Origin of the sequence: Ensifer adhaerens, from assembly GCF_013283195.1 — a bacterium.
GTDB classification, from domain to species: domain Bacteria; phylum Pseudomonadota; class Alphaproteobacteria; order Rhizobiales; family Rhizobiaceae; genus Ensifer; species Ensifer adhaerens_G.
Map to the genome: position 1 here is coordinate 713,595 of NZ_JABEKT010000003.1, position 13,998 is coordinate 727,592.

Genomic DNA, 13,998 nt, shown 5'->3' on the forward strand with positions numbered 1-13,998 from the left:
AGCGGAATCGGAATAATTGTCATGATATTATTATTCCAATTAACATGATTTAGATGAGCGATCATCGTTAGGGCATCACCGCGGCCTTGTCGCTGCCGACGAGCGCTATTTCTAGCGGATGCGCGGGAAGATCGGCATGGTGTTCCAGCACTTCAATCTGTTTCCGCATAAATGCGTTCTCGACAATGTCACGCTCACTCCGATGCTGACCAAGGGCATGGCAAGGCCGGCCGCGCAAAAGCCGGCAATGGAGCTTCTCGACATGTGTGCGGCGGTTGCCTATTCGGAGCCGGCGCTGTGCGACGCGGAAGCCTTCGCGCTGAAGAAGGGCAATCCGCTGAAGCTGATGAGTTACAAGGACATCGCCGACAACGCCGACGTCAAGATCGGCGCGCCGGATGGCGGCACGGAGGAGAAACTGGCGCTCGAAGCGGGTGTGCCGCGCGATCGCGTCATCGTCGTGCCAGACGGCCAGAGCGGACTGAAAATGCTGCAGGACGGCCGCATCGACGTCTATTCACTGCCCGTGCTCTCGATCACGATCTGATGTCGAAGGCCAACGATCCGAACCTGGAGGTTGTCGCACCGGTCGAGGGTGCGCCGGTGTATTGCGACGGCGCCGCCTTCAAGAAAGGCGACGAAGCGCTGCGGGACGCATTCGACGTCGAGTTGGCCAAGCTGAAGGAATCCGGCGAGTTCGCCAAGATCATCGAGCCCTATGGCTTTTCCGCCTGGGCCGCGATGTCGACCACCCGCGAAAAACTCTGCGCCGCCAAGTAACGCGCTCCGGCTCCCTCATGCGCCTTGCGACGCGGGGGCCGGTCCCGATCTTTTCGACGATGCGACGAACCTGAGCCTCTGTCATTCCACATCGCGCGCTGTGCCATTGGGCCGAAAGCCGGCACCATGATGCCTGGCCGGCAACCGGTTGCCCTCACCGAATAGCCGGTTGCGCAGGCTGCCTTCGCCATAGGCTGTCTTGTAGCGACCCCGTTCCTGCAGCACGGGCACCACGAGATCAATGAAATCCTCGTAACTCTCCGGCGCAACGGTCCGTGCAAGGTTGAAGCCGTCCACCTCGCCCTCGTCTATCCAGGCCTCCAACGCATCGGCAACCTGGTTCGGATCGCCAACGATCAGCGGATACCGTCCACCGAGTGCCATATCCGACAGGATGCTGCGCTTCGTCCAGCCGCGCTCGCGCGCAAGATCGACGGATGTCTGGACGAAATTGCCCTTGCCGTAGGTGATCGGCTCGTCGAGTTCATATTGCGAGAAATCCATGCCGGTACCGGCGGAGAAGTGGGCAAGGCCCGCTTCCGGGCTCGCGTAGCGCAGGTAGTCTTCATACTTTTCGCTGGCGGCCCTTTGCGTCCTGTCGACCACGACGGTGATACCGGCGAAAATGCGGACATCATCAACGCGTCTGCCTTCGCCGACGGCCCCCTCGCGGATCGCGCGCGAAGCAGCGCGGGCAACTGTCGTGTCCGGCGAGGAGATGAAGACGCATTCGGCGTGGCGAGACGCAAATTTGCGCCCTCGGCCTGAAGTCCCAGCCTGGTAAAGAACCGGCGTGCGCTGGCACGACGGTTCGCTGAGGTGGTAAGCGTCAGCGCGATAGTAGGTGCCCTCGTGCCGGATCTTTCGGACCCGCGCCGGGTCCGCATAGACCCGCGCCTTGCGATTACCCAGCACGGCGTCGTCATCCCAACTGCCTTCCCAGAGCGCATAGAGAAGATCGAGGCACTCGTCCGCACGATCGTATCGCGTGTCGTGCTCGCCAAGTGCTGACTGTCCCACCGCCCGTGCGGCGCTGTCGAGATAGCCGGTCACGATGTTCCAGCCGATGCGCCCATCCGTCAGGTGATCGAGCGTCGACAGGCGTCGCGCGAAAATATAGGGCTCTTCCGCATGCACATTGACCGTGACGCCAAAGCCCAGCCCCTTGGTCACGGCCGCCATGGCGGAGACCAGCATCAGCGGATCGTTGACCGGAAGCTGGATGGATTCACGCAGCGCCAGATCCACGGATTGCTGGTACACGTCATAGACCCCGACGATATCCGCCAGAAACAGGCCATCGAACAGACCACGCTCAAGCGTCGCCGCCATGGACGTCCAATAGTCGAGCCGGTGATAGCGGTCCGACTGGTCGCGCGGATGGGTCCACAGGCCATGGTTGATATGCCCGACGCAATTCATGTTGAATGCGTTGAGGAGAATTTCTTTCGGCATCACGCACTCACGCAACAGTTGGGCATAAGGCCCGTCAGATCCAGGAATGCAGCGGCGGTTGCACGCCGTTCAGGTAATATTGGCCGACGGCGTGGAATTTCCACCGGACCGGATCGTGCAGCGTGTGCGTGCGCGCGTCGCGCCAGAACCGGTCGAGATTGTGGACGCCGAGCGTCGAGCGCGTGCCGGCAAGCTCGAACAGCTTGTTGGCGGCGGCAAGGGCCACTTCCGTTGTCAGCACCTTGGCCTCGGCAACGGCGATCTTCGCCCTCGCGATCGTCTCGTCGTTGACATCGGCAATGGTCTCGTCGAGCTGCCGGCCGGCCCGCTCCAGCAGGGCTTCCGCTGCGTGCAGGCGGATCTTCAGATCGCCGATTGTAGCGATGGTATAGGGGTCGTCCGCGGCTCGGTCCAAGCCGCTGTCTATCCACGGCCGTGCATGGTTGCGCACGAGATCGATGGTCGCCTCGATAGCGCCGCGCGCAATGCCCGCGTCAATCGCCGCATGGATGAGCTGGCTCTGCGGACCGACAGCACTCTGGTTCTCATAGACGATGTGCGCGGGCAGAACGCGGCTGGCCGGTATCGAAACTGCATCGAGGATGACCGTGCCGCTCGATGTCGTGCGCTGACCGAAGGCCGACCAATCGTTGACAACCTCCAACCCCTTGGCGTCGCGATCGGCAATCGCAACGACGACATGCCCCTCTTCATCGATGGCGACGATCGGCACGAGATGGGCGAAGAGCGCCCCGGTGGAATAGAACTTGCGGCCGCTCACGACGAAATCGTTGCCCGAACGCACCAGTTTCGTCTCGAAGGCCTCGACGTTCTTGCCACCGAATTCGGAGAAGGCATTGCCCAGGCGTTTGCCCGCAAGCACGGCACCGAAAAGATCGCGTTTCTGCTCCTCGCTTGCTGTCTGGCGGATGACGTCGATGATTTCGAAGCTGTTTTGCGCGATTTGCGTCAGTGACGGATCGCCGGCGGCGAGCGTGGCGAACACCTTTGCCAGCGTCACCTGCGACACCCCTGCGCCGCCATAGGCCCTTGGGATGGTGATCCCCCAGAGCCCGCTTTGCGAAAACAGGTCAACCTCCGCAAAAGGCAGGCGTCGTTCACGGTCCCGCTCCTTCGCCTCGGCGGCAAACAACGGCTTCAGCCGTTCGGCAACGGCGATCGCCTCTGCGTCGTCACGGATAATGTGGGCGGCCTGGACGGGCGGATGTGGCAGCCAGCCCGCCTCACCAGGCACGGGATCGGATGTCAGGGATTTCGCGCTGGCGTTCGTTACGGTGGTCATGGCTCTGCCGTTCGTGCGGTGGGATGAAGATGGGCCGGGCTGCGATGGAGCGCAGCCCGGCGTCGAGAGACCGAATGTCTCAGAAGGCTGCCGCGACCTGTCCCTTGTAGCGCTCCTCGATGAACTTGCGCGTCTCCTCGCTGTTCAAAGCCTTGGCAAGCTTTGCTACACGCGCGTCATCCTTGGTTTCGGGCCGGGTGACGAGATACTCGCTCCAGACGTTATGGCCGTCCTGGCCCCGATCGATGAGGATAGACTTCGAGATGTCGAGCTTTGCCTCGAAGACATAATTGCCGTTGAGGGCCGCGAGATCGACCTCGCCCAGTGCCCGTGGCAGGAGCGCGGACTCCAATTCGACGATCTTCAGGTTCTTCGGGTTTTCGATCACATCCTTTATGGTCGGAAGCGGGTCTTCCGGAGAGGTCAGTTCCGGTTTGCCCGACACCTTGATCAGCCCCAGCTTCTGCAGGAGCAGCAGGCCGCGGCCGCCGTTGACCGGATCGTTGGGGATGGCGACGGTCGCGCCGTCTTCCAGCTTGTCGGCTGAATCAACCTTCGTCGAGTAGGCGACGAACGGCTCGATATGCACCGGCACGATCGGGACCAGCTCGGTACCGCGCTGCTTGTTGTAGTCGTTCAGGAACGGTCGATACTGATAGTAGTTGGCGTCGAGCTCGCCGGAGACGAGCTGGGCGTTCGGCTGGATGTAATCCGTGAACACGCGGATATCGAGGTTCAAACCGTCCTTGGCGAGGATCGGCTTCACGAACTCCAGAATTTCGGCGTGCGGGATCGCCGTGGCGCCGACGACGAGCGTTTCGTCCGCCTTGGCGGAACCAAGGGCTGCCAGAGCAAAGCCGGCAGCGATGGTTAGGGACTTCAGGATGCGCATGTTGTCCTCCTAGCTAAAGGTTATCTGCAGGAAAAATGGGTGACGAGCCGATTGCCGCCCGCCTGAATGAGCTGGACGAAGACGATGAGGATCGCGACGCAGACCAGCATTATTTCCGTCTGAAAGCGGTGATAGCCATAGCGGATCGCAAGGTCGCCAAGCCCGCCGCCGCCGATGGCACCGGACATGGCGGTGTAGTCGACCAGCACGATCGCCGTGACGGTCACAGCGGCAAACAGGCTCGGCAGGGCTTCCGGCAGCACGGCGCGCAAGATCGTCTGGCTTGTCGAGGCGCCCATGGCAAGGCTCGCTTCGATGATGCCCCGGTCCACTTCACGCAGCGCCGTCTCGACGAGCCGGGCAAAGAAGGGAGAGGTGCCGACGACCAGCGGGAAAATCACGCCGCGGATGCCGAGGGACGTGCCGGTAACGAGGACCGTGACCGGCATCAGCACGATGAGCAGGATGATGAACGGCACCGAACGGATAATGTTGAGCACGAAGGAGAGGCTGCCATAGGCGACCGGAGCCTGGAAAAGCTGTTGCCGCCCGGTGAGGAAGAGCAGGATGCCGAGCGGCAGACCGACGACAATGGTCAGCAGCAGGGCGCCGCCGACCATGGCCAGCGTCTGACCGAGCGCCGCTGCGATGTCGCCCCAATAGATGTTCTCAAACGACATGAAGCGCTCTTTCCCCGACCCGAGGTGAAGTAACCGCTGTCTGCTCGGTTTGCGGCCCACCCTGCAGTTCGACATCGACCCCACTGGCCCTGAGGCCGGCGATCGCACCGGCGATATCGCGGCCGCTCAGCGAGACGATGAATTGTGCATAGGGCGCTTCGCGGATGTGGCCGACGCGACCGGCGAGAATGGCGTAATCGACGACATTCTCCCGGGCGATGCGACCGAGGATCGGCCTGTGGGCGTTCGGCCCCGTAAACGTCAGCCGGACTGTCGAGCTGCCGAGCTCGGATGCGGAAATAGCCTCAAGTGACCCACCGTCCGGCTCTGCCTCGCGCACCAGCCGCAGCGTTGCCGGGTGGCGCGGATGCAGGAAAACATCAGTGACCGGCCCTTGTTCAACCACACGACCGCGGTCGATCACGGCCACCCGGTCGCAAGTCCTGCGGATGACATCCATCTCATGCGTGATGAGCACGATGGTAACGCCGAGGTCGCGGTTGATCTGACGCAGTAGGTCGAGCACCGCACCGGTGGTCTGGGGATCGAGCGCGCTCGTCGCCTCGTCACACAGCAGGACCTGCGGCTCGCAGGCAAGGGCACGGGCGATACCGACGCGCTGTTTCTGGCCGCCGGAAAGCTCGCGCGGATATTTATGCGCATGCTCGCTCAAGCCCACCCGGGCAAGCAACCTGGCGACTTTCTCTGTAATCTCGTCCTTGCCGTATCGTCCCGTCAGCTCGAGTGGATAGGCGACATTGCGGGCGACCGTGCGGGCGCTCAACAGGTTGAAATGCTGGAACACCATGCCGATCGAGCGACGAAGTTCGCGCAAGCGCTCGCCCCTGGCATCCGTGACCCGTTCACCCGCGACGAAGACCTCACCGCCCGTCGGGCGTTCAAGCAGGTTGATAAGGCGCACCAGCGTCGACTTGCCGGCCCCGGACGAGCCGATGATGCCGAAGATCTCACCCTTGGCGATCGACAGATCAATCCTGTCGAGCGCCGACACCGGACCATCCTTGCCGGCGAAGCTTTTGGAAATGCTTTCGAGCCTGACCATCACCATCAGCCCGCGCTTGCGCCGATGCGCCACTGATAGGGCGGCGGCGTGCCGTTGACCGCGAAATCGCCGATGATGCGGTGCTTGTAGATCCGGGGATTGTGCGAGGCGAGCGTGCGGGCGTTGCGCCAGTGCCGGTCGAGGCCCGCCGGTTTCTTCGTTGCCGAAGCGCCGAGCGCATCGAAAAGCAGGGTCGAAGCTTCAAGGATCAGATCGGACACCACCGTCTGGGCCTGCGCGGCCTCGAGCTCCGCGATGGCGTTTGCCTTCTCCTCTGCTTCGGGATCGTCGATAAAATGCGCCTCATAGGCACGCTCAAGACTGCTTGCCGCCTGTAATGTAATGGCGCTTGCCGCATAGGCGGCTGCACGAATACGGCCAACAACCTGCAGCACCTGCGGATCCTCGCTGGAGCGCGACGCCGCCGCGTGAGTATAGGTACGCCGCCGTTCGGCAACAGCCTTGGCGACATCTGTCGTGATCGCCCGGCCGATGCCGGCGAGCGTGGCCAGATGTACGATCTGGTAGAAGGCGGAGCTGTATTTGAAACGCTCATCGTCGACGACGATATCTTCAGGTTCGACGGCCACATTGCGGAAGGTGGTTGTACCGCTCGCGGTCAGCGTCTGGCCGAAGCCGTCCCAGTCGTCGACGACTTCCACGCCCTCGGCGTCGCGCCTGACGGCAACCGCGATACCCTCGCCGTTCGCGTCCGAAGCGCCGACATCGATCCAGTCGGCAAAAAGCGAACCGGTCGTATAATATTTTGCGCCATTGAGGAGGAGCCGGCCGTCTTTTTCCGCCACGTTGGTGGAGAAACGATCAAGCGTCGCAGCCGCGCCGATTTCGCTCCAGGCGCTGCCGGCGGTTTCACCGCCGGCGATGCGACCGAACCAGAGCGAGCGACGCTCGGCGTCCTTCGAATTGAGGATGTCCTCGGCGTAGCCGAAGTGCGCGCGCAGGGCCTGGGTGACATTGGAATCTGCCGCCGATAGTTCTATGAGCAGGTTGAAGAACTGTGGCAGGCTTGCTCCCCTGCCGCCGTGTGCTGTCGGTAGCCGAACGGCGCCGAAGCCAGCCTCTTTCAGGCTTCGAATAGCGTCGTGAGGCAAATGTCGCTCGAGATCGCGCTTGGGCGCCTGGCGAGCAATTTCCGCGAAAATCGGACGAAATGTTGCAGCCAGCGCTTCATAGCCCGCCCCCGGAGCGGCCCCCCAGGCATTCTCGATCTGTGTCATGTTTACTCGTCGATTTGAGTTATCGGGCGGGATGCCCTGCTTGAAGTGAGATGGAGAGTAACTCATTGCGACTGTGAATCTAGCAAATCTATCTTTTTTATATACTTACAAATGAAATGTCCTTGCTTTCAGACGCCTCGGGAATTTGTGGCACCTGATGTGTCGGGAACAGACCACCATTGCAGAAGAGTAAGGGCCACGCGGGACGTCGAGGACAGGAAATGTCACTGACGACAGCCGTCGCCCGTGGGCAAGCTAACGGCCTCGCGGACCCCGCATCAATCCGTCGTCTGTCGGGACATCGTTTTTCAAGGACCGTCTCGGCTCACCGCTGCAGCTAGATCTATCAGACCCCGGTGTTGGCTGGCCGCGGCTTGGAGCTTGGCGACGGTGTCATTTCCCGCGCGAAAAAGGCAAAGCAGGATGGCTGCGGCGAGTTCGCTATCGGGGTGATCCCTCGGCAGCAACGAATGTCCACGCCACTCGTCGAGCACTGCTTCGACCATTCGAAGGTCGCCTGGTTCGAATGTGGTTTCAAGGAAACTCTTCATAGGGATGTTGCATTCCCATTGCGAAACGAAAGCGATCTGGGTCGACAATTAACGTTTCCAACCACCAGTTACTGGCCCGAGCGATCGTGGCGGAATTGCCGCAGCGCTTCTCGGAATACTGGCCGACAGCTATGGCGTCGAAACGGTCTACTACGTCTGCTCAGGGCTTCTTGCATGGTTTCTTCCGAAGATTGAAGAAGGCCACGCTTGAAGGCAAAAGGGACCTTGGGCAGGGGGCCGCACTATGGTCGCTGAGACCTCGCTACAGACTCAGTCGGAAAGTAACCTCCGAACTGCTCGGCAGTACCACCCGTCCTTGTTCCAGGCGACTCCGAGCCCGATCAGGAAGTCGACGCCCCTCACCTTCCTGAGCTCGAAGTTGCGGTTGGGCAGATCCAGTGTCCACTCCGGTGCAAAGGCGATGCCAAGGCCCGCCGAGAGCAGCGACACCAATGAGAAGGTGTCGTCGCAGGTATAGGCGACGCTCTTCGAGAGATCGTGCTCCTCCAACGTCTTGTCCCCAACGACACTGTCGCAACTTGGACCCTCCCACAGGGGCCAATTTTCAGCGTTTGTGATCTGCTCGACGCTGGATCATGGAGGCCAACGCTGCGCGGCGACTCTGGGGCAGCTTCAAAATGAAGGTGTCCATGTCGCGTCCAAAGTTCGACCACGCCTTGTCGCCGGCATGGCCGGGCTCGATCACGCCGGCAGCCTCGAGTTCCGAGCGGTCCATGTTGACGCGGGCGAGGGAAATTTCCAGCAAATCCGTTCCAGTGATCATCGACCCGCCCCTTGCTGCCGGAAGTTCATGGTGCCATGAGTGGACTGCCGCGGGGCATTATCGGGCTCGGCCGCTTCCTCCTCCTCAATGAGCTTTTGGTAACAAGCCTCGATGTCTTGGGCGATGCCTTCCGCGTCGTAGAGGTAGCCATCCGTGGCGCCGTCGGTTTCGATGATCTCCGCCAGCGAGTTCATAACCGCTCGACCGAGCCGTTGCAGCGCGTCTCTATGCCGGTCGGCGCCGCCGCTCTCGAAAGCCTGATTGGCCTCTTCCAGCGCCTTGTGCATGGCCTGAAACGATCCGTCGATATGGAGCTTCGTGTTCATAGCACCGCCCTCCCTACGCTCGGCTTGGTGCACCAGACTCCTCAAACGCAATACTCGTGGATAGGTTCATCCTACTATCGACAACCCACTAAACGCCACAATTGATTCGCGTATTAGCGGGAACAAACGTAATCTGCCTCCGTTGAATCCGGGTTCACCGGGAGAAAGCGACATGTCTGGACGTGCTCTTTGGAAGGGCTTTCTGAAGTTTGCCGAGATCAGTTGCCCGGTGGCGCTGCACAGCGCCGCGTCAACTTCCGAGCGCGTGAGCTTCAACACCCTCAACCGAAAAACGGGCAACCGGGTGAAGCGCGAGTATGTCGATATCAAGACCTGGAAGGTGGTCGAGCGCGAGGATCAGATCAAGGGCTATGAGGTCGATGATGGCCGGTACGTGCTGTTTGAACCCGACGAGCTTGCCGCCGCCGTGCCTCAAAGTGACAAGACCCTGCGCATTCAGTCCTATGTTCCCTTCACCGAGATCGACGACCTCTATTTCGACAAACCCTACTACCTCCTGCCCGATCGATTGGGCGAAGAGACCTTCGTTTTGATCCGGGATGCGATGCGCGAATCCAAAGTCGGCGCCCTCGCGCAAGCTGTGCTCTTCCGCCGGCTCCGGACCGTTCTGATCCGCGCCCACGGCGACGGGTTGATCGCGACCACCCTCAACTTCGACTACCAGGTCCGCTCCGCAACGGAGGCCTTCGCCGACATCCCTAAACTCAAGATCGAGGGCGAAATGCTCGACATCGCCAAGCACATTGTGAAAAGCAAGACGGCCCTTTTCGATCCACGAACGTTCGACGACCGCTACGATGCCGCGCTGGCCGAACTTGTGAAAGCGAAGATGGAAGGCCGCACAGTCAAGGTGAAGCAGCGGCCGAAGGTCGAGCGCTCAACCAATCTCATGGAAGCGCTGCGCATGAGCGCCGGGTTCGGCTCGGCTCGCGCATCCAAGCCTCGCACCGCTGCAGCAGCTGCTCGAGCCGCCCCGGTACCACGGCCCGCCGCCGCCCGTAAGAAAGCCGGTTGATCCATGGCCGACGTTAAACCGTATTGGAAAGGCTATCTGAAGCTGTCGCTGGTTACCTGCCCTGTTGCGCTGTCGCCGGCGACAAGTGACGCAGAGAAGGTCCGCTTTCACACCATGAACCGCGCGACGGGCAATCGAATAGCTTCACGATATGTCGACAACGTAACCGGCAAAGAAGTTGACCCTGACGACCAGGTCAAAGGCTACGAGCGCGGCGAAGGCGATTACATCATCCTCGAGGAGGAGGAACTGGATGCTGTGGCGCTTGAAAGCGTCCGGACGATCGAGATCGACATGTTTACGCCGCGAGATTCCATCGAGTGGATCTGGCTGGACAAGCCACACTACCTGGTGCCGAACGACAAGGTCGGCGAAGACGCCTTCGCTGTTATCCGCGACGCCATGCGAGCTGAGCACGTGGTCGGCATTTCCCGGCTGGTCTTCGGCCAACGCGAGCGCGCGGTTATGCTTGAACCGCGGGGCGAAGGCATCGTGCTCTGGACGCTCCGCTATGGCGACGAGGTCAGGCCGGAGGAAGAGTATTTCTCCAACATCAAGGCAAAGCCAGAAGGCGGGCTAGCTCCCCTCATGAAGCAATTGATCAAGGCCCAAACGAAGAAATGGGTGCCCATCACCGACCCCATTCAGGACCGAATGCTCGAACTCATCTCTGCGAAAAAGAAGTCGCTGAAGCCCAAGGGTAAGCGCAAGATTGAGCCAATGGCGAAAGACAACGTCGTCGACATCATGGCAGCCCTACGTGACAGCCTGGAGCGACAGAAGCGGGGCAAAGCTCAATAGATCAGGAGGAGACAAACTTCGACGAGACCCAGGCCAACCAAGGAAGAAGTACGGGACGTAATGGCTGAGGTCGACGCCCTTGATCTGCCCGACGGCGCCCGCTGGGCGCTTGTGCATGAGAGACTCGATCTCGAATATGGCGTTGCCTTCGACTACATCTTAGACGACCCGGAACTCTTCGGCGCCGAAATGGAATGAAGGAATTGGGCTAGTTACAATAGCTTTAACGCGCGTTCGACCAACATATCAATGAGACATTAGCAGTTGGAACAATACCCGTTTTCGCGGGTTTCAATTTCGCAGCGTTTGGCGTCCTGTGGGAGGCGATACGACGCGGCTCCAGACGGTCTAGTTCGCCCCGGACCGTCTGGATTTCCCCCGCAATTTCAGAATTGAATCCCCCTCTGCCGGACATACTCGATGCGAGGCTAACGTCCGGCCTCCTTTCCCCGGGCCGTATGGATTTAGCCGAAGAACCTTCGCAAGTCCGGATGTCTCCCATCCCTCGCCTTGATGGGATTCGAGCCCGCGGCTCCTGCAGTTTTTGAATTTCAGGGGTAAGACGTCGACGCATATCGCCGGCTAGGCCGCCCACTCACTTTACACTTGGGCCGCTCCAAGACAGGGCAAGGATGCCAACATTGCCGAGTTTGCACGCACCAAAGCGGACACTTAGCGTAGATTTCATCACCAAATGGTGCTATTTCAAGACACTTGAATCAGGAAACAAAACGATGCGCTCGACTATCAACCTCGACGACACGCTCATGGAAAGGGCTAGGTCCCTAACCGGCACGAAAGAAACCGCCGCTTTAGTCCGCCAAGCGTTGGAGACGCTTGTTCGTGTCGAGTCGGGAAAACGCCTCATCGCGCTCGGAGGTACCATGCCCGATGCAGAGTCAGCCCCGCGCCGCAGGAGCGTAGCGGCCAAGTGATACTTGCGGACACGTCTATCTGGATTGATCATTTCCGGCACGGCGATGCAGAGCTGCGTAGGATTATTGAGGACGACCGTCTCCTCTGCCATCCAGCCGTGATTGGTGAATTGGCACTTGGCAGCCTTAGGGATCGGGGTAGCGTGATAGCTTTCCTGGCAGCTCAACGCGAAGCGTTCGTCGCAACGCACGACGAAGTCATGATGATGATTGATCGCCACGCTATTTTCAGTATGGGCATTGGTTACACAGATGCCCACTTGCTGGCCTCGGTTCTCCTTGATCAGCGAGCGACCTTGTGGACCAGAGACAAGCGTCTGCGGGCAGCGGCTGACAAGGCGGGGGCTCTACTGCATGACCCTGCCAATGCACAGAACTAAATGGTGAATCAAAGTGATAACCGTTGTTCATGCTGATCTGAGGGTTGAGCTGCCAGAGGGCATAATTCCACGCGATACATTATGCGACTTTGGGCGCACAAAACCGGAACATAGAGAAAACCACTGTCTCCTTACCAGTAAATCCGAGCTAAAGTTTAGGCGTAATTCGCCGCTCATTTTTTTGTGACGGCCGCGCGTAAACGGGATCACTCCGTGACATCGCTCGATCGTTTCCCACGCACTCCTTTAAGGACCTCTGGAGCGATCTCGCACCGGTTCATAGCGCTCCGTAGAGAAGCCATAAGGAACGCTCCCTAAAACTTAAGTCGCATGCGATTTAATCGAAATGCGATTGACAATTCGAGCGCGCTAAAGCATTTATATCGCATCCGCTTTAATAGCATCCGCTACATAGTGAACAGGAGAGACATGATGTCTAATCGATCATCGAAGATAACCCTCGCAACGGCAGCGATCGTCGGTGCATTAAGTGTCCTGCCCAGTCAGGCTGTAGCAGGGGCGAATGAAGAAATTCGACCATTTCGCTTTACGGCAACGGAAGAACAGCTTTCTGATCTTCGTCAGCGCATTCTCGCGACACGCCTGCCGGAGAAGGAGACCGTCACGGACAATTCCGAGGGTGTCCCTCTGGATACAGCTCAGAAGCTCGCGAAGTACTGGGCCAACGATTATGATTGGCGCAAGATCGAGAAGAAGCTGAACTCCTATCCTCAGTTCGTCACCAACATTGATGGATTGGATATCCACTTCATCCATGTCCGTTCCAAGCACAAGAACGCCTTGCCGATCATCGTCACCCACGGTTGGCCGGGGTCGATTATCGAACAGCTGAAGATCATAGACCCACTCACCAATCCTACGGCACACGGTGGCAACGCTTCCGATGCGTTTGACGTCATCATTCCATCCATGCCGGGGTATGGATTCTCCGGAAAACCTACGGAGGCGGGGTGGGACCCGGCTCGTATCGCTCGGGCTTGGACAGTTTTGATGAAACGGCTCGGCTACGACAAGTTTGTGGCCCAGGGCGGGGACTGGGGTGCCCTCGTTGTCGATCAACTCGGAGCCCAGGCACCAAAGGGACTGCTAGGCATTCATACAAACATGCCAGGGGCCGTCCCCGTCGAACTCGACACGGCGGCCTTTACCGGGGCGCCTGCCCCTTCCGGTCTCACCGCAGACGAGCTGAACGCTTACAATCAGCTCTCGTTTACTTACAAGAATGTGCAGTACGCGTTCTACATGGCATCCCGACCGCAAACCTTGACTGGTCTCACAGATTCTCCGGTCGGACTCGCGACCTTTATGCTCGATCACGATCCGCTTAGCCTGGAACTCATTCAGCGGTCGTTTGACGGAAAAACCGAAGGGCTAACCCGGGACGACGTCCTGGACAACGTGACGCTATTCTGGCTCACGAATACGGCAGTGTCCTCGGCTCGTCTCTATCGCGAGAACAAGCTTGCTTACTTCAGCCCCAAGGGCGTCTCGGTTCCTGTAGCGGTCAGCGCGTTCCCCGACGAACTGTATCAGGCTCCTCGCAGTTGGGTGACCAAAGCCTATCCCAATTTGATTCATTACAACAAACTTCTGAAGGGCGGACACTTTGCAGCTTGGGAACAACCGAAGTTGTTCACCTCCGAGTTGAGGACGGCCTTCAGGAATTTCCACTAACTACATAGGACGGTCTCCGACACGGGGGACCGTCCTATAGTGCGCATTGTTCTACGTGTGGCATCAGCGGGCGCACGAC

The 13,998-nt window shown here is 59.7% G+C and carries 16 protein-coding genes and 1 pseudogene; 7 read left to right on the forward strand and 10 right to left on the reverse strand.

Annotated features, from left to right (window positions below):
- Window positions 1-259: 259 nt before the first annotated feature.
- Window positions 260-780, forward strand: a pseudogene (gene ehuB, locus LPJGGPFB_RS26415) (ectoine/hydroxyectoine ABC transporter substrate-binding protein EhuB); the annotation flags it as partial.
- An 81-nt stretch (window positions 781-861) separates the two neighbouring features.
- Here ehuB and LPJGGPFB_RS26420 read toward each other — a convergent pair.
- From LPJGGPFB_RS26420 to LPJGGPFB_RS26465, 10 genes are all read right to left on the reverse strand, one after another.
- Complete coding sequence (locus LPJGGPFB_RS26420; protein ID WP_173422851.1) at window positions 862-2,235, reverse strand: LLM class flavin-dependent oxidoreductase; 1,374 nt, start codon at window positions 2,233-2,235, stop codon at window positions 862-864.
- Window positions 2,236-2,269: 34 nt separating this feature from the next.
- The gene (locus LPJGGPFB_RS26425; protein ID WP_173422852.1) at window positions 2,270-3,538 is read right to left on the reverse strand and encodes an SfnB family sulfur acquisition oxidoreductase; all 1,269 of its coding nucleotides are present in this window, start codon (window positions 3,536-3,538) and stop codon (window positions 2,270-2,272) included.
- Between the two features lie 79 nt (window positions 3,539-3,617).
- Window positions 3,618-4,430 (reverse strand): MetQ/NlpA family ABC transporter substrate-binding protein, encoded by an 813-nt coding sequence (locus LPJGGPFB_RS26430; protein ID WP_209792935.1) that lies wholly within the window; start codon window positions 4,428-4,430, stop codon window positions 3,618-3,620.
- Window positions 4,431-4,450: 20 nt separating this feature from the next.
- Entirely contained in the window at window positions 4,451-5,110 is a 660-nt protein-coding gene (locus tag LPJGGPFB_RS26435) for a methionine ABC transporter permease (RefSeq protein ID WP_173422853.1), read from the reverse strand.
- Entirely contained in the window at window positions 5,100-6,173 is a 1,074-nt protein-coding gene (locus tag LPJGGPFB_RS26440) for a methionine ABC transporter ATP-binding protein (protein WP_173422854.1), read from the reverse strand. The genes LPJGGPFB_RS26435 and LPJGGPFB_RS26440 overlap by 11 nt, the downstream gene beginning before the upstream one ends.
- A gap of 5 nt (window positions 6,174-6,178) precedes the next feature.
- The gene (locus tag LPJGGPFB_RS26445) at window positions 6,179-7,411 is read right to left on the reverse strand and encodes an acyl-CoA dehydrogenase family protein (RefSeq protein WP_173422855.1); all 1,233 of its coding nucleotides are present in this window, start codon (window positions 7,409-7,411) and stop codon (window positions 6,179-6,181) included.
- A 308-nt stretch (window positions 7,412-7,719) separates the two neighbouring features.
- Window positions 7,720-8,010: a hypothetical protein gene (locus LPJGGPFB_RS26450; protein ID WP_234903060.1), complete on the reverse strand. Its 291-nt coding sequence runs from the start codon at window positions 8,008-8,010 to the stop codon at window positions 7,720-7,722.
- A gap of 222 nt (window positions 8,011-8,232) precedes the next feature.
- The gene (locus LPJGGPFB_RS26455) at window positions 8,233-8,517 is read right to left on the reverse strand and encodes a LysR family transcriptional regulator substrate-binding protein (protein WP_268833772.1); all 285 of its coding nucleotides are present in this window, start codon (window positions 8,515-8,517) and stop codon (window positions 8,233-8,235) included.
- A gap of 10 nt (window positions 8,518-8,527) precedes the next feature.
- Window positions 8,528-8,746, reverse strand: coding sequence for a hypothetical protein (locus LPJGGPFB_RS26460; protein WP_173422856.1), 219 nt, complete (start codon window positions 8,744-8,746; stop codon window positions 8,528-8,530).
- A complete protein-coding gene (locus LPJGGPFB_RS26465; RefSeq protein WP_173422857.1) occupies window positions 8,743-9,072 on the reverse strand; it encodes a hypothetical protein in 330 nt (109 codons plus the stop codon). The genes LPJGGPFB_RS26460 and LPJGGPFB_RS26465 overlap by 4 nt, the downstream gene beginning before the upstream one ends.
- A gap of 172 nt (window positions 9,073-9,244) precedes the next feature.
- Between LPJGGPFB_RS26465 and ku (LPJGGPFB_RS26470) the strand changes: the two genes are divergently transcribed.
- The 6 genes from ku (LPJGGPFB_RS26470) to LPJGGPFB_RS26495 all read left to right on the forward strand — a co-directional run bounded on the left by ku (LPJGGPFB_RS26470) (window position 9,245) and on the right by LPJGGPFB_RS26495 (window position 13,919).
- Complete coding sequence (gene ku / locus LPJGGPFB_RS26470; protein WP_173422947.1) at window positions 9,245-10,108, forward strand: non-homologous end joining protein Ku; 864 nt, start codon at window positions 9,245-9,247, stop codon at window positions 10,106-10,108.
- A gap of 3 nt (window positions 10,109-10,111) precedes the next feature.
- Window positions 10,112-10,909: a non-homologous end joining protein Ku gene (gene ku / locus LPJGGPFB_RS26475; protein WP_173422858.1), complete on the forward strand. Its 798-nt coding sequence runs from the start codon at window positions 10,112-10,114 to the stop codon at window positions 10,907-10,909.
- A 60-nt stretch (window positions 10,910-10,969) separates the two neighbouring features.
- Entirely contained in the window at window positions 10,970-11,107 is a 138-nt protein-coding gene (locus LPJGGPFB_RS26480; protein WP_173422859.1) for a hypothetical protein, read from the forward strand.
- Between the two features lie 536 nt (window positions 11,108-11,643).
- Window positions 11,644-11,844, forward strand: a complete 201-nt coding sequence (locus tag LPJGGPFB_RS26485; RefSeq protein ID WP_173422860.1) for a type II toxin-antitoxin system VapB family antitoxin — start codon at window positions 11,644-11,646, stop codon at window positions 11,842-11,844.
- Complete coding sequence (locus LPJGGPFB_RS26490; protein ID WP_173422861.1) at window positions 11,841-12,224, forward strand: PIN domain-containing protein; 384 nt, start codon at window positions 11,841-11,843, stop codon at window positions 12,222-12,224. The genes LPJGGPFB_RS26485 and LPJGGPFB_RS26490 overlap by 4 nt, the downstream gene beginning before the upstream one ends.
- Window positions 12,225-12,656: 432 nt before the next feature.
- Window positions 12,657-13,919: an epoxide hydrolase family protein gene (locus tag LPJGGPFB_RS26495; protein ID WP_209792942.1), complete on the forward strand. Its 1,263-nt coding sequence runs from the start codon at window positions 12,657-12,659 to the stop codon at window positions 13,917-13,919.
- Window positions 13,920-13,998 lie beyond the last annotated feature (79 nt).

Coding starts and splice junctions, on each gene's coding strand:
- LPJGGPFB_RS26420 (WP_173422851.1), bottom strand. CDS start 2,235: ATGCCGAAAGAAATTCTCCTCAACGCATTCAACATGAATTGCGTCGGG.
- LPJGGPFB_RS26495 (WP_209792942.1), top strand. CDS start 12,657: ATGTCTAATCGATCATCGAAGATAACCCTCGCAACGGCAGCGATCGTC.
- LPJGGPFB_RS26435 (WP_173422853.1), bottom strand. CDS start 5,110: ATGTCGTTTGAGAACATCTATTGGGGCGACATCGCAGCGGCGCTCGGT.
- LPJGGPFB_RS26430 (WP_209792935.1), bottom strand. CDS start 4,430: ATGCGCATCCTGAAGTCCCTAACCATCGCTGCCGGCTTTGCTCTGGCA.
- ku (WP_173422858.1), top strand. CDS start 10,112: ATGGCCGACGTTAAACCGTATTGGAAAGGCTATCTGAAGCTGTCGCTG.
- LPJGGPFB_RS26485 (WP_173422860.1), top strand. CDS start 11,644: ATGCGCTCGACTATCAACCTCGACGACACGCTCATGGAAAGGGCTAGG.
- ku (WP_173422947.1), top strand. CDS start 9,245: ATGTCTGGACGTGCTCTTTGGAAGGGCTTTCTGAAGTTTGCCGAGATC.
- LPJGGPFB_RS26460 (WP_173422856.1), bottom strand. CDS start 8,746: ATGATCACTGGAACGGATTTGCTGGAAATTTCCCTCGCCCGCGTCAAC.
- LPJGGPFB_RS26425 (WP_173422852.1), bottom strand. CDS start 3,538: ATGACCACCGTAACGAACGCCAGCGCGAAATCCCTGACATCCGATCCC.
- LPJGGPFB_RS26440 (WP_173422854.1), bottom strand. CDS start 6,173: ATGGTCAGGCTCGAAAGCATTTCCAAAAGCTTCGCCGGCAAGGATGGT.
- LPJGGPFB_RS26465 (WP_173422857.1), bottom strand. CDS start 9,072: ATGAACACGAAGCTCCATATCGACGGATCGTTTCAGGCCATGCACAAG.
- LPJGGPFB_RS26480 (WP_173422859.1), top strand. CDS start 10,970: ATGGCTGAGGTCGACGCCCTTGATCTGCCCGACGGCGCCCGCTGGGCG.
- LPJGGPFB_RS26445 (WP_173422855.1), bottom strand. CDS start 7,411: ATGACACAGATCGAGAATGCCTGGGGGGCCGCTCCGGGGGCGGGCTAT.